Source organism: Pseudomonas rhodesiae, from assembly GCF_007858255.1.
GTDB classification, from domain to species: domain Bacteria; phylum Pseudomonadota; class Gammaproteobacteria; order Pseudomonadales; family Pseudomonadaceae; genus Aquipseudomonas; species Aquipseudomonas rhodesiae.
Genome location: NZ_VFEU01000002.1, coordinates 488009 through 508738, shown reverse-complemented (window position 1 = coordinate 508738; position 20730 = coordinate 488009). Strand labels below are relative to the sequence as shown.

Annotated in this window: 19 protein-coding genes; 12 read left to right on the top strand and 7 right to left on the bottom strand. The window is 60.7% G+C overall.

The window, feature by feature from the left end; genetic code table 11:
- Positions 1–4 precede the first annotated feature (4 nt).
- Together FIV35_RS04625 and FIV35_RS04620 are read right to left on the bottom strand one after the other, a co-directional pair.
- A complete protein-coding gene (locus FIV35_RS04625) occupies positions 5–535 on the bottom strand; it encodes a DUF5943 domain-containing protein (protein ID WP_034139617.1) in 531 nt (176 codons plus the stop codon).
- 78 nt (positions 536–613) lie between these two features.
- On the bottom strand, positions 614–1591 hold the full coding sequence (locus tag FIV35_RS04620) for a dipeptidase (RefSeq protein ID WP_015373138.1): 978 nt from the start codon (positions 1589–1591) through the stop codon (positions 614–616).
- Between the two features lie 219 nt (positions 1592–1810).
- Between FIV35_RS04620 and FIV35_RS04610 the strand changes: the two genes are divergently transcribed.
- Positions 1811–2212, top strand: coding sequence for a lysozyme inhibitor LprI family protein (locus FIV35_RS04610; protein WP_034139618.1), 402 nt, complete (start codon positions 1811–1813; stop codon positions 2210–2212).
- Positions 2213–2253: 41 nt separating this feature from the next.
- On the top strand, positions 2254–2670 hold the full coding sequence (locus FIV35_RS04605) for a DUF3010 family protein (RefSeq protein ID WP_034101182.1): 417 nt from the start codon (positions 2254–2256) through the stop codon (positions 2668–2670).
- A gap of 125 nt (positions 2671–2795) precedes the next feature.
- On the opposite strand, the gene FIV35_RS04600 is transcribed toward FIV35_RS04605, so the two are convergent.
- Positions 2796–3974: an AAA family ATPase gene (locus tag FIV35_RS04600; RefSeq protein WP_034139619.1), complete on the bottom strand. Its 1179-nt coding sequence runs from the start codon at positions 3972–3974 to the stop codon at positions 2796–2798.
- A 67-nt stretch (positions 3975–4041) separates the two neighbouring features.
- On the bottom strand, positions 4042–4986 hold the full coding sequence (locus FIV35_RS04595; RefSeq protein WP_034115322.1) for a GlxA family transcriptional regulator: 945 nt from the start codon (positions 4984–4986) through the stop codon (positions 4042–4044).
- A 193-nt stretch (positions 4987–5179) separates the two neighbouring features.
- On the opposite strand from FIV35_RS04595, the gene FIV35_RS04590 reads away from it, so the two are divergent.
- The 5 genes from FIV35_RS04590 to FIV35_RS04570 all read left to right on the top strand — a co-directional run bounded on the left by FIV35_RS04590 (position 5180) and on the right by FIV35_RS04570 (position 9217).
- On the top strand, positions 5180–6124 hold the full coding sequence (locus tag FIV35_RS04590) for a choline ABC transporter substrate-binding protein (RefSeq protein ID WP_034101185.1): 945 nt from the start codon (positions 5180–5182) through the stop codon (positions 6122–6124).
- 75 nt (positions 6125–6199) lie between these two features.
- On the top strand, positions 6200–7087 hold the full coding sequence (cdhC, locus tag FIV35_RS04585; protein WP_034139620.1) for a 3-dehydrocarnitine:acetyl-CoA trimethylamine transferase CdhC: 888 nt from the start codon (positions 6200–6202) through the stop codon (positions 7085–7087).
- A 157-nt stretch (positions 7088–7244) separates the two neighbouring features.
- Positions 7245–8210: an L-carnitine dehydrogenase gene (locus FIV35_RS04580; RefSeq protein WP_034139621.1), complete on the top strand. Its 966-nt coding sequence runs from the start codon at positions 7245–7247 to the stop codon at positions 8208–8210.
- 13 nt (positions 8211–8223) lie between these two features.
- Positions 8224–8700 carry a thioesterase family protein gene (locus FIV35_RS04575; protein WP_034101189.1) on the top strand — a complete coding sequence of 159 codons (477 nt, stop codon included), beginning with the start codon at positions 8224–8226 and terminating at the stop codon, positions 8698–8700.
- A 253-nt stretch (positions 8701–8953) separates the two neighbouring features.
- The gene (locus FIV35_RS04570) at positions 8954–9217 is read left to right on the top strand and encodes a hypothetical protein (protein WP_034101191.1); all 264 of its coding nucleotides are present in this window, start codon (positions 8954–8956) and stop codon (positions 9215–9217) included.
- 96 nt (positions 9218–9313) lie between these two features.
- Here the strand turns inward: FIV35_RS04570 and gbdR are convergent, their stop codons facing one another.
- Both gbdR and FIV35_RS04560 read right to left on the bottom strand, forming a co-directional pair.
- Complete coding sequence (gbdR, locus tag FIV35_RS04565) at positions 9314–10417, bottom strand: choline metabolism transcriptional regulator GbdR (RefSeq protein WP_034139622.1); 1104 nt, start codon at positions 10415–10417, stop codon at positions 9314–9316.
- Between the two features lie 717 nt (positions 10418–11134).
- On the bottom strand, positions 11135–12511 hold the full coding sequence (locus FIV35_RS04560; protein ID WP_034101194.1) for an L-serine ammonia-lyase: 1377 nt from the start codon (positions 12509–12511) through the stop codon (positions 11135–11137).
- Positions 12512–12928: 417 nt separating this feature from the next.
- Between FIV35_RS04560 and FIV35_RS04555 the strand changes: the two genes are divergently transcribed.
- The 3 genes from FIV35_RS04555 (at position 12929) to choV (ending at position 15966) form a co-directional block, all read left to right on the top strand.
- Positions 12929–13876 carry a choline ABC transporter substrate-binding protein gene (locus FIV35_RS04555; RefSeq protein ID WP_034139623.1) on the top strand — a complete coding sequence of 316 codons (948 nt, stop codon included), beginning with the start codon at positions 12929–12931 and terminating at the stop codon, positions 13874–13876.
- Positions 13877–13945: 69 nt separating this feature from the next.
- On the top strand, positions 13946–14791 hold the full coding sequence (gene choW / locus FIV35_RS04550; protein ID WP_016972877.1) for a choline ABC transporter permease subunit: 846 nt from the start codon (positions 13946–13948) through the stop codon (positions 14789–14791).
- On the top strand, positions 14788–15966 hold the full coding sequence (choV, locus tag FIV35_RS04545) for a choline ABC transporter ATP-binding protein (RefSeq protein WP_034101196.1): 1179 nt from the start codon (positions 14788–14790) through the stop codon (positions 15964–15966). Before choW ends, choV begins: the two co-directional genes overlap by 4 nt.
- Positions 15967–16119: 153 nt before the next feature.
- Here the strand turns inward: choV and FIV35_RS04540 are convergent, their stop codons facing one another.
- A complete protein-coding gene (locus FIV35_RS04540) occupies positions 16120–18054 on the bottom strand; it encodes a BCCT family transporter (protein WP_231980943.1) in 1935 nt (644 codons plus the stop codon).
- A gap of 387 nt (positions 18055–18441) precedes the next feature.
- Here FIV35_RS04540 and betI point away from each other — a divergent pair, with 387 nt between their 5' ends.
- Both betI and betB read left to right on the top strand, forming a co-directional pair.
- Positions 18442–19035 carry a transcriptional regulator BetI gene (gene betI / locus FIV35_RS04535; RefSeq protein WP_034101198.1) on the top strand — a complete coding sequence of 198 codons (594 nt, stop codon included), beginning with the start codon at positions 18442–18444 and terminating at the stop codon, positions 19033–19035.
- 109 nt (positions 19036–19144) lie between these two features.
- The gene (gene betB / locus FIV35_RS04530) at positions 19145–20617 is read left to right on the top strand and encodes a betaine-aldehyde dehydrogenase (protein WP_034115325.1); all 1473 of its coding nucleotides are present in this window, start codon (positions 19145–19147) and stop codon (positions 20615–20617) included.
- The last annotated feature ends 113 nt before the right edge of the window (positions 20618–20730 follow it).

Below are 20730 nucleotides of genomic sequence, written 5' to 3'. Positions count from 1 at the left end.
CGACTTACAACGGCTTGACGGTGAACAGGCCGTCGTCGTGGCCTTCTTCGGAGCCGCCGTAGACTTGCTCGGCGACGGTGCGCAGGCTGCTGCCGCGCGCTTGCAGAATCTGATCCATGGCCCCGGCGAACCAGCCGGTGAACATGTAATCGACCTTGCGCCCGACCTTGCCGTACACGTAGACGAACGCCGAGTGTTCCAGCTTGACGCTGGCGGTGCCCTTGTCGAGGTCGATGTCTTGGATCTTGAACAGGCCCCAGCCGCGTTGCGACAGGCGCTTCATGTAGTGCTCGAACACCGCGACGCCTTCCAGGCCATGGCATTCGGCTTCTTTTTCGCACCAATGCCAGGCGGATTTGTAGCCGGCTTTGTAGAGGATCTCGGCATAGGCTTCGGCGCCCAGCACTTCTTCGATGCCCATGTGGTTGTTGACGAAGAAATGACGCGGCACATACAGCATCGGCAAGGCGTCGGAGGTCCAGACACCGGTTTCGCTGTCGACTTCGATAGGCAATTGCGGGGCGATCTTGGCCATGGAAACTTAACTCCAGAAAATTCGTGTTGATGCCCGTCGCGCGGAGGGCGACGGGTTAAGGATGAGGAGAGCGGCGGCTTATTCGCCCCACACGTCTTTAAGGACGTTGACCCAGTTTTCGCCCATGATCTTGCGCACCACGCGCTCGCTGTGGCCGCGCTTGAGCAGGGTCTCGGTGAGGTTGGGGAACTCGCCCACGGTGCGGATGCCCAGCGGGTTAATGATCTTGCCGAAGCTGGTCAGGCGGCGGGCGTAGCCTTTGTCGTGGGTCAGCATTTCAAAGAAATCCTGGCCATGGCCCTGGGTGAAGTCGGTGCCGATGCCGATGGCGTCTTCGCCGACGATATTCATGGTGTATTCGATGGCTTCGGCGTAGTCGTCGATGGTCGAGTCGATGCCCTTGGCCAGGAACGGCGCGAACATGGTCACGCCGACGAAACCGCCATGGTCGGCGATGAACTTCAATTCTTCATCGGACTTGTTGCGCGGGTGCTCTTTCAGGCCGGACGGCAGGCAGTGGGAGTAGCACACCGGCTTTTTCGATTCGAGGATGACTTCTTCGCTGGTCTTGGAGCCGACGTGGGACAGGTCGCACATGATGCCGACGCGGTTCATCTCGCCGACGATCTCACGGCCGAAGCCCGACAGGCCGCCATCGCGCTCGTAGCACCCGGTGCCCACCAGGTTCTGGGTGTTGTAGCACATCTGCACCACGCCCACGCCGAGCTGCTTGAAGATCTCCACGTAGCCGAGCTGGTCTTCGAACGCATGGGCGTTCTGAAAGCCAAAGATGATGCCGGTCTTGCCTTGTTCTTTAGCTTTGCGGATATCGGCGGTGGTTTTTACCGGGATCACCAGGTCGCTGTTCTCGCGGATCAGGGTCTGGCTGGCCACGATGTTATTGATCGTGGCCTGGAAGCCTTCCCACACCGACACGGTGCAGTTGGCGGCAGTGAGGCCACCTTTGCGCATGTCCTCGAACAGGTCGCGGTTCCACTTGGCAATAATCAGCCCGTCGATAACGATGCTGTCGGCGTGCAATTCGGCTGGGCTCATCAGGCGTCCCCTTATTGGCGATTCATGCGCCGAATCGTCTGCCGGCGCTTTGGGGCCAGCATATGCCCAGGGACTGAACGGACCCGGTGCAAAAACGACAGGGGAATTGCCGAAAGCGTCAATCCACGACAAAGGCTATGCAGACGCGTCAGACGGGTGGCTGTTCTTTGTCTTACGCTTGAGCCAGAATTCGGCCATCCACTGATATGAGACGGCGCAATGAAATCGATTTTCCTGGCTTTGGCACTCATCGCAACCGGCGTCCACGCAGCCGAAGACACCGACAGCACGCCCTGCGACGGCATCGAGAACGACAAACAAACCCTGGAATGCGCCACCTATAACAAGACCACCGCCGAGCAATTGCTCAAGGACAACTACCAGAGCCTGCTCGAACGCATGGGTTCGACCTACGGCAGCAACAAGACCCAACTGGCCGACATTACCGCTCGTCTGAAGGACGCCCAGCAAAAGTGGGAAAAACTGCGGGATGCCGACTGCGCCGTGGACACCTTCCCCGCCAAGCCCGGCACCAGGGACTACGCGATTGCGCAGAACGACTGCCTGGCGCGGATGAGTGATGAACGGTCGGAGTTTTTGGAGTCGATCGGGCAGGAATAAGCGACAATCGCCGCCACTTTTTAATCTGACCAAGGCCATTCATGACCCTCTGCGGCATCGAAATCAAAGGCAGCGAAGCCATCATCGCAGTCGCTTCCCTCGACAACCAGGCGCTGACCCATGTCGCCCTGGCCACCAAAAAAATCGCTCTGGAAGATGACGACGAGGCGGCGAACGTCAAAGCCTTCGCCGCGCAGGTGAAGGCATTTGTGCAGGACAATGCCATCACCCGCATCGCCATCAAGAAACGCAGCAAAAAAGGTGAATTCGCCGGTGGGCCGACGACGTTCAAGATCGAGGGGGTGTTTCAGTTGCTCGACGGTGTGGAAGTGACGCTGCTGTCGCCCCAGACCATCAATGCGCAGAACAAGAAACACAACTTTGAACTGCCCGCGACGCTGAACAAGTATCAGCATGAGGCGTTCAAGGCGGCGTGCTCGGCACTGCTGAAGAAATAAGCCCCGCCGAAAAATCCAATGTGGGAGGGGGCTTGCCCCCGATGACGGACTGTCAGTTGATACCGCTTTGGCTGACCCACCGCTATCGGGGGCAAGCCCTCTCCCACATTGGATGTGTGTTGTTTTTAGTGGGGGGTATGGCGCTTGTACAGCAGCCAATCCCCGAACGACTTGTCCTCCAGGGCATACCCGCCCCGACCCGATTTCCACACCAGTTCCTTGTCGCGCAGGGCATCGATGCAGGCCTGGATGGTCTGGGTGCCCGGCACTACGTCACTGCCCATGTCCTCCAACGCCTTGCTGACTGCGGTGAGGGTGCTGTCGGTAAACGGCGCGAAAGGTTCGTTGTTCAGCGAGCGTTCCACCATCACCTGCAAGACGGCGCGTTGCGGGATGGTCAGGGCGTTCCAGGCGCTTTCGAATTCGGTCCATACACCTGCGCGCAGCAGTTCGGCGCGACTGTGCAGCAACTGGCCCAAGTTGCTGGCCTCGCCCAGCTCCAGCGCTACTTCACCGATGATCGTACGCAGCATCTCGGGTCGGCGGCCGACCAACTCGAAGGCTTCATCGATATCGGCGGCGTTGAATTGGTTGGTCGGGGCCAGGTTCGCGTTGAGGTGTGCGGTGTAGGCCTGAGTGAAGGCTTTGCCCAGCAGTGGAAACGGCGTGATGCTGGAGCCAAAAAACGGCTGGCTTTTCCCCAATACCAGATAGGCCAGCTTGTCGCGATTGGAACCGGTAAAGACTAAATGCAGGCCGCTGCCCTCCTCGTCACGCCCTTGGTTGAGCTGATCCCGGGCGGCCTTGAGCGCGAACATGGCGTTGATCCCCGAATCGCTGGTCAAGGCATGCTGGGCTTCATCGATCACCAGCACGACGGGTTTTTCCGCCGCGTGGTGGAGCAACTCCAATGCCTGGGTCAAAGTTGCGCCCACCGGCAATTGCGGCTTGCTGAAGTCCCAGGACAGGGTCCGCAGAAAACTCAACCTTTCGATGCCAAGGTTCTTGGCCAGCTTGCGAATGCCCTTTTCGTAGGGCGCAAGCGCGGCGGCAATGGCGCTGGCGATCAACTCCGCGGGATCTTTTTCTTTGTCGGCCCACAGATCCACATACACGGTGAGCCAACCGCGCAGTTGGCACTCCGGGATCAGGTCTTCGCGCAAGAACGTACTTTTACCAGTGCGACGTGGGGCGGCGAGGAACAGGCCAGAGGTGAAATCCTGAAGGCCGGCGCCCACCAGGCCATCGGCAATGCTGCTGGCCAGCGCGGGACGGCGGAACACAAAACCGCTGAGCTTGGACATGGCTTATACCAAATTATTGAAACGGCTATAAATTATAGTCTTGAGTATAATCAACTATAATTGCCCGTCAAACCGGCTCCCGTCGCCGATCCTCCCTGGGGCATTTGGCAAACCGCGCCCGGTAACTGCGCGTGAAATACGACGGCGATTCAAACCCGCAGGCAATGCTCACTTCCAGCACGCTCAAACCGCTCTGGCGCAGGAGTTGCCGGGCTTTTTCCAGGCGCAGGCCCAGGTAGAAATTGCTCGGGGTGTCGTTCAGATGCAGGCGGAACAGGCGCTCCAACTGGCGCCGGGTGACCTTGATCGCCTCAGCTAAGGCGAGGGTGCTCAGGGGCGGTTCGGTGTGCTGTTCCATCTCGCCGATCACTTGCACCAGTTTCTGATTGTTGATGCCGTAGCGCGTGGCGATCTGCATGCGCTGGTGGTCTTTGCGTGGGCGAATGCGGCCGAGCACAAACTGTTCGGACACCTGAATCGCCAGGTCGGCGCCGTGGGCCTGGGCGATCAGGTCGAGCATCAGGTCGATGGAGGCGGTGCCACCGGCACAGGTGATGCGGCGGCGGTCGATTTCGAACAGCTCTTGGGTTACCGCCAGGTGCGGATAGGACTCTTTGAAGGCGTCGATGGCTTCCCAGTGCAGGGTCACGCGATGGCCGTCGAGCAGACCGGCTTGGGCCAACACACAGGCGCCGGTGTCGATACCGCCCAGCGTCACGCCATCGTGATCGAGACGGCGCAGCCACTGTTCCAGTGCGGGCGTAGCGAACTGCAGAGGCTCGAAACCGGCGACCACCAGCAGGGTGGTGCCCTTTTTCAGCGGTTCCAACGCGGCGTCGGCGTTGACTGACATGCCGTTGCTCGCCAGTACCGCACCGCCGTCGGCGCTCAGTACATGCCAGCGGTACAGCTCGCCGCGAAAACGGTTGGCCACCCGCAGCGGCTCAAGGGCCGAGATAAAGCCCATCGCCGAGAAACCCGGCATCAGCAAAAAGTAGACATCCTGGGACATGGTGGCGCTCTCATCGGACGGCCAGCGTGGCACTGTGATACTCCCGTTCAGAGGTGGATTCAAGGGGTCAGGTCGCTGCAGTGCAAGAGTCGGTCGCCGCCGTGCGTTTTGTCGCCCTACAAGCTGCGTAACGTGGCGTCACGGTGCACAAAGACACCGGCAACCACAACAACAACCTGCCGAGGGCTCCACCATGAACCGACTGATCCGCCGCTGCGTGTTCGCACTCAGCGCCAGCGCCATCTTGAGCACCAGCGTTCTCGCGGCCGATGCCGCCTCTTGCAAGAACGTGCGCATGGGCGTGGTGAACTGGACCGATGTGATCGCCACCAGCGCCATGACCCAAGTGCTGCTCGATGGCCTCGGCTACACCACCAAGCAAACCAGCGCTTCCCAGCAAATCATCTTCGCCGGCATCCGCGACCAGCGCCTGGACCTGTTCCTCGGCTACTGGAACCCGTTGATGACCCAGACCATCACCCCGTTCGTTGACGCCAAGCAGGTCAAAGTCCTCGACAAGCCCAGCCTGGAAGACGCCCGCGCCACCCTCGCGGTGCCGAGCTACCTGGCCGAGAAAGGCCTGAAAACCTTTGCCGACATCGCCAAGTTCGAGAAGGAGCTGGGCGGCAAGATCTACGGCATCGAACCCGGCTCCGGCGCCAACACCCAGATCAAGGCGATGATCGCCAAGAACCAGTTCGGCCTCGGCAAGTTCCAGTTGGTGGAATCCAGCGAGGCCGGCATGCTCGCCGCCGTCGACCGCGCGGTGCGCCGCAAGGAAGCCGTGGTGTTCTTCGGCTGGGCGCCGCATCCGATGAACGTCAACATTGCCATGACCTACCTCACCGGCAGCGACGACGCCCTGGGCCCGAACGAAGGCATGGCCACGGTATGGACAGTGACGTCGCCGAACTACGCCGAACAGTGCCCCAACGTGCACAAACTGCTGACCAACCTGACCTTCACCGCCGCCGATGAGAGCCGCATGATGCAGCCGTTGCTTGACCACAAAGACGCCCTGGAATCAGCCCGGCAGTGGCTCAAGGACCACCCGCAGGACCAGGCGCGCTGGCTGGAAGGTGTGACCACCTTCGACGGCAAACCGGCGGCGGCCAACCTGCAACTCACCAGCAAATAAGCTTTTTCCGAACCACCGTTTCGCGGTCATTACCGACCGCGAACGGCATCACCACGCCTGTAAGGAACCTGCCCCATGAACCACGACGTCATCATCAACTGCGCACTCACCGGTGCTGGCGACACGACCGCCAAGAGCCCACACGTGCCGGTCACCCCCAAACAGATCGCGGCCGCCGCCGTAGAAGCCGCCAAGGCCGGCGCTACCGTCGTGCACTGCCATGTGCGCGACCCCGATACCGGCAAATTCAGCCGCGACGTGGCCCTGTACCGCGAAGTGATGGAGCGCATCCGCGAGGCTGACATCGACATCATCGTCAACCTTACCGCCGGCATGGGCGGCGACCTGGAGATCGGCGGCGGCGAGAGCCCGATGGAATTCGGCCCCAATACCGACCTGGTCGGGCCGCTGACGCGCCTGGCCCATGTCGAAGAGTTATTGCCGGAAATCTGCACCCTGGACTGCGGCACCCTGAACTTCGGCGATGGCGACACCATTTACGTGTCCACCCCGGCACAACTGCGTGCCGGCGCCAAACGTATCCAGGAACTGGGCGTAAAGGCCGAGCTGGAAATTTTCGACACCGGCCACCTGTGGTTCGCCAAGCAGATGATCAAAGAAGGCCTGCTCGACGACCCGCTGTTTCAACTGTGCCTGGGCATCCCTTGGGGCGCCCCGGCCGATACCACCACCATGAAGGCCATGGTCGACAACCTGCCGGCAGGTGCAGTGTGGGCCGGCTTCGGCATCGGCCGCATGCAAATGCCGATGGCCGCACAGGCGGTGTTGCTGGGCGGCAACGTGCGAGTCGGTTTGGAAGACAACCTGTGGCTGGACAAAGGCGTGCTCGCCACCAATGGCCAACTGGTCGAACGCGCCGGCGAAATCCTCAGCCGCCTGGGCGCGCGGGTCATGACCCCGGCGGAGGGTCGCATCAAGATGGGCCTCACCAAGCGCGGCTAGCCCCCGCCAAAACCTCATCAAATATGTGGGAGGGGGCTTGCCCCCGATAGCGGTGGATCAGTACCGAAGATATCGCTGACTCAGCGTCATCGGCGGCAAGTCGAATCGTCGCACCGCCCCTTCCACAAGGGATCACTGAACTCTTTAGGACGTCGCCATGCGCTTTATCACTGAAATCAAAACCTTCGCCGCCCTCGGCAGCGGCGTTATCGGCAGCGGCTGGGTGGCCCGCGCCCTGGCCCATGGGCTGGATGTGGTGGCCTGGGACCCAGCGCCCGGTGCCGAAGCCGCGTTGCGCAAACGCGTGGCCAATGCTTGGGGTGCCCTGGAAAAAAATGGCCTGGCGCCCGGCGCGTCCCAGGACCGCTTGCGCTTTGTGAGCACCATCGAAGACTGCGTAAAAGACGCTGATTTTATCCAGGAAAGCGCCCCGGAACGTCTGGAGTTGAAACTGCAACTGCACAGCCAGATCAGTGCGGCGGCCAAGCCCGATGCGCTGATTGGTTCGAGTACCTCAGGGCTGTTGCCGAGTGAGTTCTACGAGAGCTCGACCCACCCGGAACGCTGCGTGGTCGGCCACCCGTTCAACCCGGTCTACCTGCTGCCGCTGGTGGAAGTGGTCGGCGGCAAGCACACCGCGCCCGAGGCTGTGCAGGCGGCGATCACCGTGTATGAATCCCTCGGCATGCGCCCCTTGCATGTGCGCAAGGAAGTCCCCGGTTTTATCGCCGACCGCTTGCTGGAAGCCTTATGGCGCGAGGCGCTGCACCTGGTGAACGACGGCGTGGCAACCACTGGCGAAATCGACGACGCAATCCGTTTTGGCGCCGGCTTGCGCTGGTCGTTCATGGGCACTTTCCTCACCTACACCCTGGCCGGCGGCGATGCTGGCATGCGCCACTTCATGGCCCAGTTCGGCCCGGCGTTGCAGTTGCCGTGGACCTACCTGCCGGCGCCGGAGCTGACGGACAAGTTGATCGACGACGTGGTCGATGGCACCAGCGCTCAACTGGGCACCCACAGCATTTCGGCGCTGGAGCGCTATCGTGATGATTGCCTGCTGGCGGTACTCGAAGCGGTGAAAACCACCAAAGCCAAGCACGGCATGACCTTCGCCGAATAATGGAGTGCAGACAATGCCCGCACTGACCACCTACACCACACAGATCCAGCCCGATTGGGTGGACTACAACGGCCACCTGCGCGACGCGTTCTACCTGCTGATCTTCAGCTACGCCACCGACGCGTTGATGGACACCCTCGGCCTGGACAGCGAAAACCGCGCAGCCAGCGGCCATTCGCTGTTCACTCTGGAGTTGCACCTGAACTACCTGCATGAAGTGAAACTCGGCGCCGAGGTGCAAGTGCAGACCCAACTGATCGCCCATGACGCCAAGCGCCTGCACCTGTATCACAGCCTGCATCGGGTTGGGGATGAGCAGGCACTGGCCGGCAACGAACAGATGCTGCTGCACGTCGACCTGGCCGGGCCGCACGCGGCGCCGTTTACCCAGGCGACGCTGGAGAAAATCGCGGCCATTCGCACCGAGCAAGCCGACCTGCCGCCCCCGGCGCTGCTCGGACGCGTGATCGGTTTGCCACCGAAGAAATAGCGCAAAAAAAGCCCCGATCCAGCCGTGACAGGATCGGGGCAGAGGAGGCCTTGTGAGAGCGATGCATTTCGAGGGTGACCAAACCTTCAAGCTGCTTGCTGAGACCAGTGTGCCGATTAGTGCAGCCGGCAAGTGGCCCGAAAACGACCTGTTCATAGCCATCTAAGCCATCCGGGCCACACGCCCTTGCCGATGGCGTCGAGGGCTACCAGAATCCAGGCAGATCCCCGCTCCCCTAACCAGGATAAACGTCATGATGCACGCGGATTTGATTGACCAGGATGACCTGCTGAGCCAGTTGCGCTCGCTGGGTTTCGAAGTATCCAGCGGCGCCAGCGCCGAGCAGGCGTGTGAGTGCGCGGTACGCGGTTTGAGCGAAGCACGGGCCAAGGCGCTCAAGGGCATGGTCGAGCGGATGTACGGCGGCAGCGCGACGATTTTGCCGGCGGTGCGTCAGGCTATCGACAAGCAGTTGTTGCCGGCGTTGATGCAGTTCAAGCAGAACTCTGGGGCCTGACAGATTGGCTATCGGGGGCAAGCCCCCTCCCACCTTTGACTGTGTTCACAAATCAAAATGTGGGAGGGGGCTTGCCCCCGATACAGACGCCTCGGTCTAGAGCCTTACACTGGCAAACGTCGACTCATTGCGCGCCTGGCTCAATGCCGACATCGGCCCCGACAACGGTGACAACACCAGCGCCTGCGGAATCGGCATCATCGCCACCTGCTGGGTGGTGTTGGAGCCGACGCGCTCATCCCGTGGCGGGATGCCGAAGTATTCGCGGTAGCACTTGGAGAAGTGCGGCGTGGAGACGAACCCGCACACCGAGGCCACTTCGATGATCGACATCGGTGTTTGCTTGAGCAACTGCCGCGCACGGATCAGGCGCAACTTGAGGTAGTAACGCGACGGCGAACAGTGCAGGTACTTCTGGAACAGCCGCTCCAGTTGACGCCGGGATACGGCGACGTAGACCGCCAGTTCGTCCAGGTCGATGGGTTCTTCCAGGTTGGCTTCCATCAGCGCGACGATTTCCTGCAATTTCGGCTGGTTGGTGCCGAGCATGTGCTTGAGCGGAACGCGCTGGTGGTCTTGTTCGTTGCGGATGCGTTCGTACACGAACATCTCGGAGATCGCCGCCGACAGTTCACGGCCGTGATCGCGGCTGATCAGGTGCAGCATCATGTCCAACGGCGCGGTGCCGCCGGAACTGGTGAAGCGGTTGCGGTCGAGGGTAAACAGGCGCGTGCTCATGGACACACGGGGGAAGGCTTCCTGCATCGACGCCAGGCATTCCCAGTGCACGCTGCAATCGAAACCGTCCAGCAGGCCGGCACACGCCAGCGCCCAACTGCCGGTGCACACCGCGCCGAGGCGACGGGACTGGCGCGCTTGGCTTTGCAGCCATGACACATGTTCACGGGTAACGGTGCGCTGGATGCCCACGCCGCCGCACACGATCACGGTGTCCAGCACCGGGGCTTTGTGCATGGCCGCGTCAGGGGTGATTTGCAAGCCATCGCTGGCCCAGACCTGGTTGCCGTCGACACTCAGTGTGGTCCAACGGTACAGCTCACGGCCGGACAGCTGGTTGGCCATGCGCAGCGGTTCCACTGCGGACGCCAGGGAAATCAGCGTGAAATTGTCCAACAGCAAAAAGCCGATGGATTGAGGCGCACGGTTCTGGGGTTGGGCCCCTGAGTTGAACGACGTCATCGCGGTATCTCCTCACACAAAGCAGGTGATGGCCTCAGGCGAGGCTCTTGTTATGGCGCTCTTCATCCGGACAAGGTGAGAGGCTTTGAATGGATAGAGCAATTGCCGTGCCTAAACTTGAATACCTATTCAATAAATCCTGAAAACGACCTGCTGGCGCGTCTATATAGCCCTTGCGTAGCGTGCGGAATATGCCCGAGAAAGGGCATCGAAGGGGCAACCCTCAAGGGGTGTGAGCAGTTCGGTAGCACTTGTGGGAAGGCGCTTTCAGCGCGTAGGAAAAGTCTGTCACCACACGCACAGGGGGCGGATGAGCGGAGGGAAAATCGTTCGTGAGCTACTTATCTGTTTGCGACGCGCTAAAAGGTGGCGCGTTAGGATGCTGGTGTTCACTTTTTGAGCAGTTTTGTGTGAACCGCCGCTATCGGGGGCAAGCCCCCTCCCACATTTAAATTGGTGAACACAGTCACAGAGTGGGAAGGAGCTTGCCCCCTCCCACATCTGATTTGTGAACACAGCCAAGGGTGGGCAGGAGCTTGTCCCCTCCCAATTCTGATTTGTGAACACAGTCAACAGTGGTAAGGAACTTGCCCTATCCCACATTCTGATTTGTGAACACAGCCAAGGGTGGGCAGGAGCTTGCCCTCTCCCACATTCTGATTTGTGAACACGGTCAAGGGTGGGAGGGGGCTTGCCCCCGATGCAGGCGACTGGGTCTTAACACTCGACCGCGCTTACCGCCAACCCACCCCGCGACGTTTCTTTGTACTTGTCATGCATATCCGCCCCGGTATCGCGCATGGTGCGGATCACCCGGTCCAGGGAGATAAAGTGCTGGCCGTCGCCGCGCAGGGCCATTTGCGCCGCGTTGATCGCCTTGACCGCTGCAATCGCGTTGCGCTCGATGCACGGCACCTGCACCAACCCGCCCACTGGGTCGCAGGTCAGGCCGAGGTTGTGTTCCAGGCCGATTTCGGCGGCGTTGCACAGTTGCTCCGGCGTGGCGCCGAGGATCTCCGCCAGGCCGGCCGCCGCCATTGCGCAGGCAGAACCCACCTCGCCCTGACAGCCCACTTCGGCACCGGAGATGGAGGCGTTCTTCTTACACAGAATCCCCACCGCCGCCGCACCGAGCAGGTAGTCGACCACGTTGGCTTCGGTGACCTCTTCGCTGAACTTCATAAAGTAGTGCAGCACCGCCGGGATGATCCCTGCCGCACCGTTGGTAGGGGCAGTGACCATGCGCCCACCGGCAGCGTTTTCTTCGTTGACGGCCAGGGCAAACAGGTTGACCCATTCCATGGCGCTCAAGGTTGAGCCGATCACATTGGGCTTGTTCAATTCCTGCAGGCTACGGTGCAACTTGGCGGCGCGGCGGCGTACGTTGAGGCCGCCAGGCAAGATGCCTTCATGCTTGAGGCCCTGCTCCACGCAATCCTGCATGGCGTGCCAAAGCTTCATCAGGCCGCTGCGGATTTCTTCTTCGGAACGCCACACCTTTTCATTGGCCATCATCAATTCAGCGACGCGCAGCTGGTGGGTGTTACACAGCTGCAACAGCTCAACGGCGCTGGAAAAGTCGTAGGGCAACTCAGTGCGGTCCATGTCCGCCACACCGCTTTGCGCCTGGGCTTCATCCACCACAAAACCGCCGCCTACCGAGTAGTAAGTGTCGCGGTGCAGCTCACCGTCATCGCCGTACGCCACCAGGGTCATGGCGTTGGGATGGAAGGGCAGGTTTTCGTCCAGCAGGCGCATGTCCCGGGCCCAGACGAAGGGTACCGGCAGGCGCCCGTCGAGCAGCAGTGTGTCGGTTTCGCGCAGGGTGCTGATGCGACCGGCGATCTGCGACGGGTCGATCGCATCCGGCCATTCGCCCATCAAGCCCATGATGGTGGCCGTGTCGCTGCCATGGCCGATGCCGGTGGCCGACAACGAGCCATACAGCTGAACTTCGACACGCCGCACCCGTTCCAACCACTCACGTTCACGCAGTGCTTGAACGAACAACGCTGCGGCGCGCATGGGGCCGACGGTGTGCGAACTCGAAGGCCCGATGCCGATCTTGAACAGGTCGAAAACGCTGATAGCCATTAACGTGAAACTCCTCGATAAGCACGGGCCGGGCTCGAACGAGGTGCTACGCTCAGATCGCCCAGATGGCGGCATCATCAAGGTTTTATTCGCTGCCTCGGCGTCTCACACCGACGTAACCATGCTCACCAGCGTCGCTTGCATGTGATCACCTGTTTTGGCCGTTTTTAACGGTGCAGACGGGCAAAAACAGCAGTTTTGCCCTGGTAAAAACCTGTAAACGACGTCACCAACACTGGATACGACCCTGCCTGTACTGGATACGACGCCCCCTGTAGGCGTCAGATTTTCACTGGTACATGATCAGTTCCGACTCGTTTGCAAGGCACCGTGCCAGAGCTGTCATCGCACGCTCCAACCGCAACACTGAATAAAGCGCGGCAGATGCCGCCAGAAAAAACACAGGAGTCTAGCCTCATGAAAGCTTCACCCTCGTTGTTGTTGGCCGCCATGCTGAGTCTGCCAGTCCTGGCGCACGCGGCAGAACCGGAACAGTGCAAGACCGTCAACTTCTCCGATGTCGGCTGGACCGACATCACCGTCACCACCGCGACCACCAGCGAAATCCTCAAGGCCCTGGGCTACAAGACCAAAACCACGATGATTTCGGTACCCGTGACCTACAAGTCCCTGGCCGACGGCAAGAACATGGATGTGTTCCTCGGCAACTGGATGCCGACCATGGAAAACGACATCAAGCCGTACCGTGATGCCGGCACCGTGGAAACCGTGCGCGCCAACCTGGAAAACGCCAAGTACACCCTGGCGGTGCCCGAGGCGCTGTACAAAAAAGGCCTTAAAGACTTCGCCGACATTGCCAAGTTCAAGGACCAACTGGGCGGGAAGATCTACGGCATCGAACCGGGTAACGACGGCAACCGCACCATCCAGACCCTGATCGACAAGAACGCGTTCGGCTTGAAAGACGCAGGCTTCAAAGTGGTCGAATCCAGCGAAGCCGGCATGCTGTCCCAAGTGGAACGGTCTACCAAGCGTGACCAGGCCATCGTGTTCCTTGGCTGGGAACCGCATCCGATGAACACCCGCTTCAAGATGAAGTACCTGACCGGCGGTGACGATTCGTTCGGCCCCAACTACGGCCAGGCCACCATCTACACCAACGTGCGCAAGGGCTACACCCAGGAATGCAGCAACGTGGGCCAGTTGCTGAAAAACCTGGTGTTCACCCTGAACATGGAAAGCACGCTGATGGGCAATGTCCTGGACGACAAGATGAAGCCCGACGCCGCCGCCAAAGCCTGGCTGCAGAAAAACCCGCAAGTGCTCGACACCTGGCTCGCCGGCGTTACCACCGTCGACGGCAAACCCGGCCTTGAGGCCGTCAAAGCCTACCTCGCCAAATAACACCCGCTGACCCCGGGGCGGTGCGCTGCCCCGGGATGTTTTCCCCTTCGCATGTGGACATTCACTACCATGCTGACTGAACAGAAAATCCCACTAGGCCAGTACATCGCTGCCTTCGTCGAATGGTTGACCCAACACGGCGCCAACTACTTCGACGCAATCGCATCGACGCTGGAAACGATGATCCACGGCGTGACGTTTGCGCTGACCTGGTTCAATCCGCTGGCATTGATCGGTCTGATTGCGCTGCTGGCTCATTTTATTCAACGTAAATGGGGCCTGACGGTTTTTGTCATCGCCTCCTTCCTGCTGATCCTCAACCTGGGGTATTGGCAGGAAACCATGGAAACCCTCGCGCAGGTGCTGTTCGCCACCCTGGTCTGCGTGGTCATCGGTGTGCCGCTGGGCATTGTTGCCGCGCACAAACCGTTGTTCTACACCATGATGCGGCCGGTGCTCGATCTGATGCAGACCGTACCGACCTTCGTCTACCTCATCCCTACCCTGACCCTCTTCGGGCTGGGTGTGGTGCCTGGGCTGATTTCCACGGTGGTGTTCGCGATTGCCGCGCCGATCCGTCTGACTTACCTGGGCATCCGTGATGTACCGCAAGAGTTGATGGACGCCGGCAAAGCCTTCGGCTGCTCGCGCCGTCAATTGCTCTCGCGCATTGAACTGCCACACGCCATGCCGAGCATTGCCGCCGGCATTACCCAATGCATCATGCTGTCGTTGTCGATGGTGGTGATCGCGGCCCTGGTGGGTGCCGACGGCCTCGGTAAGCCGGTGGTCAACGCACTCAACACCGCCGACATCGCCCTGGGCTTTGAAGCGGGCCTGGCGATCGTATTGCTGGCCATCATGCTCGACCGCATCTGCAAACAACCCGATGCCAAAGTAGGGGGTGATGCATGAGCATTATCCGATTCGACAAAGTCGACGTGATCTTCTCCAAAGACCCACGCGAAGCGCTCAAGCTGCTGGACCAGGGCATGAGCCGTAACGAGATTCTGAAAAAGACCGGGCAGATTGTCGGCGTTGAAAAGGCCAGCCTGGATATCGAAAAAGGCGAGATCTGCGTGCTGATGGGCCTGTCGGGCTCCGGCAAATCCAGCCTGCTGCGCTGCATCAACGGCCTCAACACCGTCAGCCGGGGGCAGCTGTTCGTGGAGCATGAAGGTCGGCAGATCGACATCGCTTCCTGCACCGACGCAGAGCTGAAAATGATGCGTACCAAGCGCATCGCCATGGTGTTCCAGAAGTTTGCCCTGATGCCCTGGCTGACGGTGCGCGAGAACATCAGCTTCGGCCTGGAAATGCAGGGCCGTCCGGAAAAAGAACGGCGCAAGCTGGTGGACGAAAAGCTCGAACTGGTGGGCCTGGCCCAGTGGCGCAACAAGAAGCCCGACGAGTTGTCCGGCGGCATGCAGCAGCGCGTCGGCCTGGCCCGCGCCCTGGCGATGGACGCCGACATCCTGCTAATGGACGAACCCTTCTCCGCCCTCGACCCGCTGATCCGCCAAGGCCTGCAGGACGAGTTGCTGGAACTGCAACGCAAGCTGAGCAAAACCATCGTATTCGTCAGCCATGACCTGGACGAGGCGCTCAAACTGGGCAGCCGTATTGCAATCATGAAGGACGGCAAGATCATCCAGTACAGCGTGCCGGAAGAGATCGTGCTGAACCCGGCGGACGACTATGTGCGCACCTTCGTCGCCCACACCAACCCGCTGAACGTGCTGTGCGGCCGCAGCCTGATGCGCACCCTGGACAACTGCAAGCGCGTCAACGGTTCGGTGTGCCTGGACCCGAGCGGCGACTCGTGGCTGGACCTGGCCGAAGGCAACACTATCCAGGGCGCCCGCCAGAACGGTGCGGTGATGAACCTGCAGAACTGGGCACCGGGGCAACCGGTGGAAGGTCTGGGCCGCGTACCGACCTTGGTGGATTCGAATATCGGCATGCGTGATGCGCTGCAGATTCGTTATCAGACGGGTAACAAGCTGGTGTTGCATGACAACAACCAGGTGGTGGGGATCCTCGGCGACAGTGAGCTCTACCATGCCCTGCTGGGCAAAAACCTGGGCTAGCACACACTGCAAAACAACGGTGGGAGGGGGCTTGCCCCCGATAGCGGTGGATCAGTAACAGACGGACTGACTGACACACTGCAATCGGGGGCAAGCCCCCTCCCACATTTTTTGCCCCAGTGGGGTCAGTGACACCACCGGGCTTTCAACGCATCAGCTATAGACACGGCCAAGGAGCTGCCGATGGCTTTCAAACTGATCGAGCACATCCCGTGTGATTTGCTCCGGGGTGAAGCCCATCAGGTCGTATTCCTGAGGCCCGTTGTGCAGGTAGACCTCGGCACGGTAATAGCGCGTGCGCTCTTCTTCGGGCACATCGTTGGGCGCCGACGAGTAAGCATCCAGGCTCACCTCATAAACGAACGGATTGCCCTCTTCCATCTCGATGCGCACACCGATGCAGCGCTTGGACTTGCCCAACAGTGTCTGCACTTGCAAACCTTGTTCACGCAACGCAGTCGCCGCTTCTTCCAACGCCGGGGTGACGTGCTTGTCCATAAAGCGCTGCACCGTGGCCTGGCTCGGTTGCAAATCCAGTGCGGTCAAACGCTCGCTGAAGCCACGACGCCCACGTTCGGCCAGTTGCGCCTGCTCCTGTTCGATCGCCACGTCCTGACGCATGGCCTTGTGCAAACCGAACATAAAGAAAATCAGCACCACCGAGAACGGCAGCCCCGCCAGCACCACCATGGTTTGCATGGCTTCGAAGTTACCGGCGAACAGCAGGCCGATGGTCACCAGGGTGATCACCGCCGACCAGAAGATCCGCAGCCAGTGCGGCGCATCTTCATCTACGTTGCCGCCTTTGCAGGAAAGGTTGGCCATCATCACCGCGCCGGAATCCGCCGGGGTCAGGAACAGTACAAAGCCGACAAAGATCGACACGCCAATCACGACTTTCGACGCTGGGTAGTACTCCAGCAATTGGTAGATCGCCATGGACGGCTGTTCCAACGCCGTCTTGCCCAACTCCACCGCGCCCTGGTTCAGCACCAGGTCCAGGGCCGAGTTGCCGAAGATCGACAGCCACGCCAGGGTAAAGCCCAGCGGAATCAGCAGCACGCCCGCCACCAGTTCACGCACCGTACGGCCACGGGAAATCCGCGCGATGAACATGCCTACGAATGGCGCCCAGGAAATCCACCAGGCCCAGTAGAACAGAGTCCAAAGGCCCATCCAGCGTTCGGTCTTGGCACCGTCGCCTTCGTAGACGTACAGGTCGAAGGTTTTCAACACCAGGCCGTTCATGTAATCGCCGATGTTCTGCACGAAGCCGTTGAGCAGGTGCAGGGTCGGGCCGAACAACAACACAAAGATCAGCAAACCGCTGAACAGCACGATGTTGAGGTTGGACAAACGACGGATACCGTTCTCCACCCCCGACACGGCGGCGATGGTCGCCACGGTGCTCATCACGATGATCACGATCAGCAGGTTGGTGTTGCTGTGCTGCATGCCGAACAGGTTTTCCAGGCCGGACGACACCTGCATCGCGCCGATCCCCAGGTTGGTCACCAGGCCCAGCAGGGTCACGAACATGCCGAAACCGTCCACCGCATGGCCGGCCGCGCCCTTCACCCAGCGCTCGCCCACCAGCGGGTACAACGCCGAGCGCAAGGCCAGCGGCTGGTTATGCCGGTAGGCGAAGTACGCCACGGCCAGGCCGACCAACGCGTAGATCGCCCAGCCGTGCAGCCCCCAGTGCAGAAAGGTCAGTTGCAGCGCCTGGCGCGCGGCCAGGTTGCTGCCGGCTACGCCTTCGGGCGGGTTGAAGTAATGGTCCAGCGGCTCCGAGGCACCGAAGTACAGCAGCGAAATGCCGATCCCCGAGGAGAACAACATGCCGGCCCAGGCGCCGTAGCTGAAGTCCGGGGTGTCGTCCTTGCTGCCCAGTTTCAATTTGCCGTAGGACGAAAACGCCAGCCCCACCACAAACACCAGGTAAGCGGCGATGACTACCATGTAGTACCAGCCAAAGCTTTTGGACAGCCACGCCTGGGCGACCCCAAGCATGCGCCCGGCCTCCTGCGGGGCGGCGATCAGGACAGCGGTCAACAACAGAATCAGCGCGGTGGAGGTGTAAAACACCCAACCGTTGACCCGGACCTTTTCCGGCGGGGTCTTTATAAGAGAGGCAGAACTCATGGCGCAGATGCTCCGGGCAGTGCGAGAGAGAAACACAAGGCAACGGTTATCCCGGGACATCGATTTTTCGGCAGTCGACGGACGGGTGTTATAAAGACACCCCGAAAATCCCCGCCCCCGCGAAAGTGGCGGCAGGCCCTTGAGCGGGCCCTTCCAGGGATGTTCCAGGTGTCAGATGTCGCTGTCAGAACGGGCTGAAAACCTGCCAGCAGCGACGATTTGTCGCAGAGCTTATTCTTTGTTGATTGAACGTTCAATCAAAACAAAATAGACTGGCCTTCAAGCCGATGGACGTGATCGCCCGCCGGCAGGCCTAAGGAGACGTGCTACATGCCCAAGGTCGGTATGCAACCCATACGCCGCCAACAGTTGATCGAAGCCACGTTGACGGCCATCGATCAAGTGGGGATGGCAGACGCCAGCATTGCGCTGATCGCCCGTCTGGCCGGTGTATCGAACGGCATCATCAGTCACTACTTTCAGGACAAGAACGGCCTGATCGCCGCAACGATGCGGTACTTGATGAATGTGCTGATCGAGAACGTCTACGAGCGCAGGCTTGCGCTGAAGGATGACAGCCCACGGGCACACATTCAGGTGATCATCGGAGGCAACTTCGACGCCAGCCAGGTCAATGGCCCGGCAATGAAAACCTGGCTGGCCTTCTGGGCCGCCAGCATGCATCACCCGTCATTGCACAGGTTGCAGCGGATCAACGATCAACGTCTGTATTCCAACCTGTGCTGCCAGTTCCGCCGAGCGCTGCCGCTGCCCGAAGCCCGCAGCGCGGCTCGCGGCCTGGCGGCGTTGATCGACGGTTTGTGGTTGCGCGGTGCTCTGTCGGGAGACGCTTTCGACACGGAGCAGGCGCAACGCATCGCTTACGAATACATGGATTTCCAATTGGCCAAGCAGGTGAGTTAGAGCCCTTATAAATGCTCAACCCCTGAACGTCCGCCGCGCAGTGATGCCACACCCTCATGGCCCACTGTCGGCGGGTAACGCCAACCACTTATGCACTTGCGAGGACTTTATGGCCCGTTTCGACCTGCAAAAACTCTACATTGACGGCGGCTACAGCGACGCTGGCAGCGATGCCACTTTCGAAGCCATCAACCCGGCTAACGGTGAAGTTCTCGCCCAAGTGCAACGTGCAACGAAAGAAGACGTTGAACGTGCCGTGGTCAGCGCTGAAAAAGGCCAGAAAATCTGGGCCGCCATGACTGCCATGGAGCGCTCGCGCATCCTGCGTCGTGCCGTCGACATCCTGCGCGAGCGCAACGATGAGCTGGCCGCCCTGGAAACTCTGGACACCGGTAAAGCCTTCTCCGAAACCAAGTACGTCGACATCGTTACCGGCGCCGACGTGCTGGAATACTACGCAGGCCTGGTGCCGGCCATCGAAGGCGAGCAGATCCCGCTGCGCGACACTTCCTTCGTCTACACCCGCCGCGAACCGCTGGGCGTGGTCGCCGGCATCGGTGCGTGGAACTACCCGATCCAGATCGCCCTGTGGAAATCCGCCCCGGCCCTGGCCGCCGGCAACGCGATGATCTTCAAGCCGAGCGAAGTCACCTCGCTGACCACCCTGAAACTGGCCGAAATCTACACCGAAGCCGGTGTTCCCGCCGGTGTGTTCAACGTCCTGACCGGCAGTGGCCGTGAAGTCGGCACCTGGTTGACCGAGCACCCGCGCATCGAAAAAGTCTCGTTCACCGGCGGCACCGACACCGGCAAGAAAGTCATGGCCAGCGCGTCGAGCTCCTCGCTCAAAGACGTGACCATGGAACTGGGCGGCAAGTCCCCGCTGATCATCTTCGACGACGCCGACCTGGATCGCGCCGCCGACACCGCCATGATGGCCAACTTCTACAGCTCTGGTCAGGTCTGCACCAACGGCACGCGCGTGTTCGTGCCCAAGCACCTGCAAGCGGCGTTCGAAGCCAAGATCGTCGAGCGCGTGGCGCGCATCCGCATCGGCAACCCGGAAGACGAGAACACCAACTTCGGTCCGCTGGTCAGCTTCGCCCATATGGAAAGCGTGTTGGGCTACATCGCCAAGGGCAAAGAGCAAGGCGCACGCCTGCTGTGCGGCGGCGATCGCTTGACCGATGGTGACTTCGCCAAAGGCGCATTCGTGGCACCGACCGTGTTCACCGACTGCACCGACGACATGACCATCGTGCGTGAAGAAATCTTCGGCCCAGTGATGAGCATCCTCACCTACGAGACCGAAGAAGAAGTGATCCGCCGCGCCAACGACACCGACTTCGGCCTGGCCGCGGGCCTGGTGACCAAGGACCTGAACCGCGCCCACCGCGTGATTCATCAACTGGAAGCGGGCATCTGCTGGATCAACGCCTGGGGCGAGTCCGACGCGAAAATGCCGGTGGGCGGCTACAAGCAATCGGGTGTGGGCCGTGAGAACGGCATCAGCTCGCTGAACAACTTCACCCGCATCAAATCGGTACAGGTTGAGCTGGGCGATTACGCCTCGGTGTTCTAACACCCGAGCCTTGCGTTGCCTTTGAGGCCGCCATCGGGGGCAAGCCCCCTCCCACCTTTGGAATGCATTCCCCTGTGGGAGGGGGCTTGCCCCCGATGAGGCCCGACCTGCTG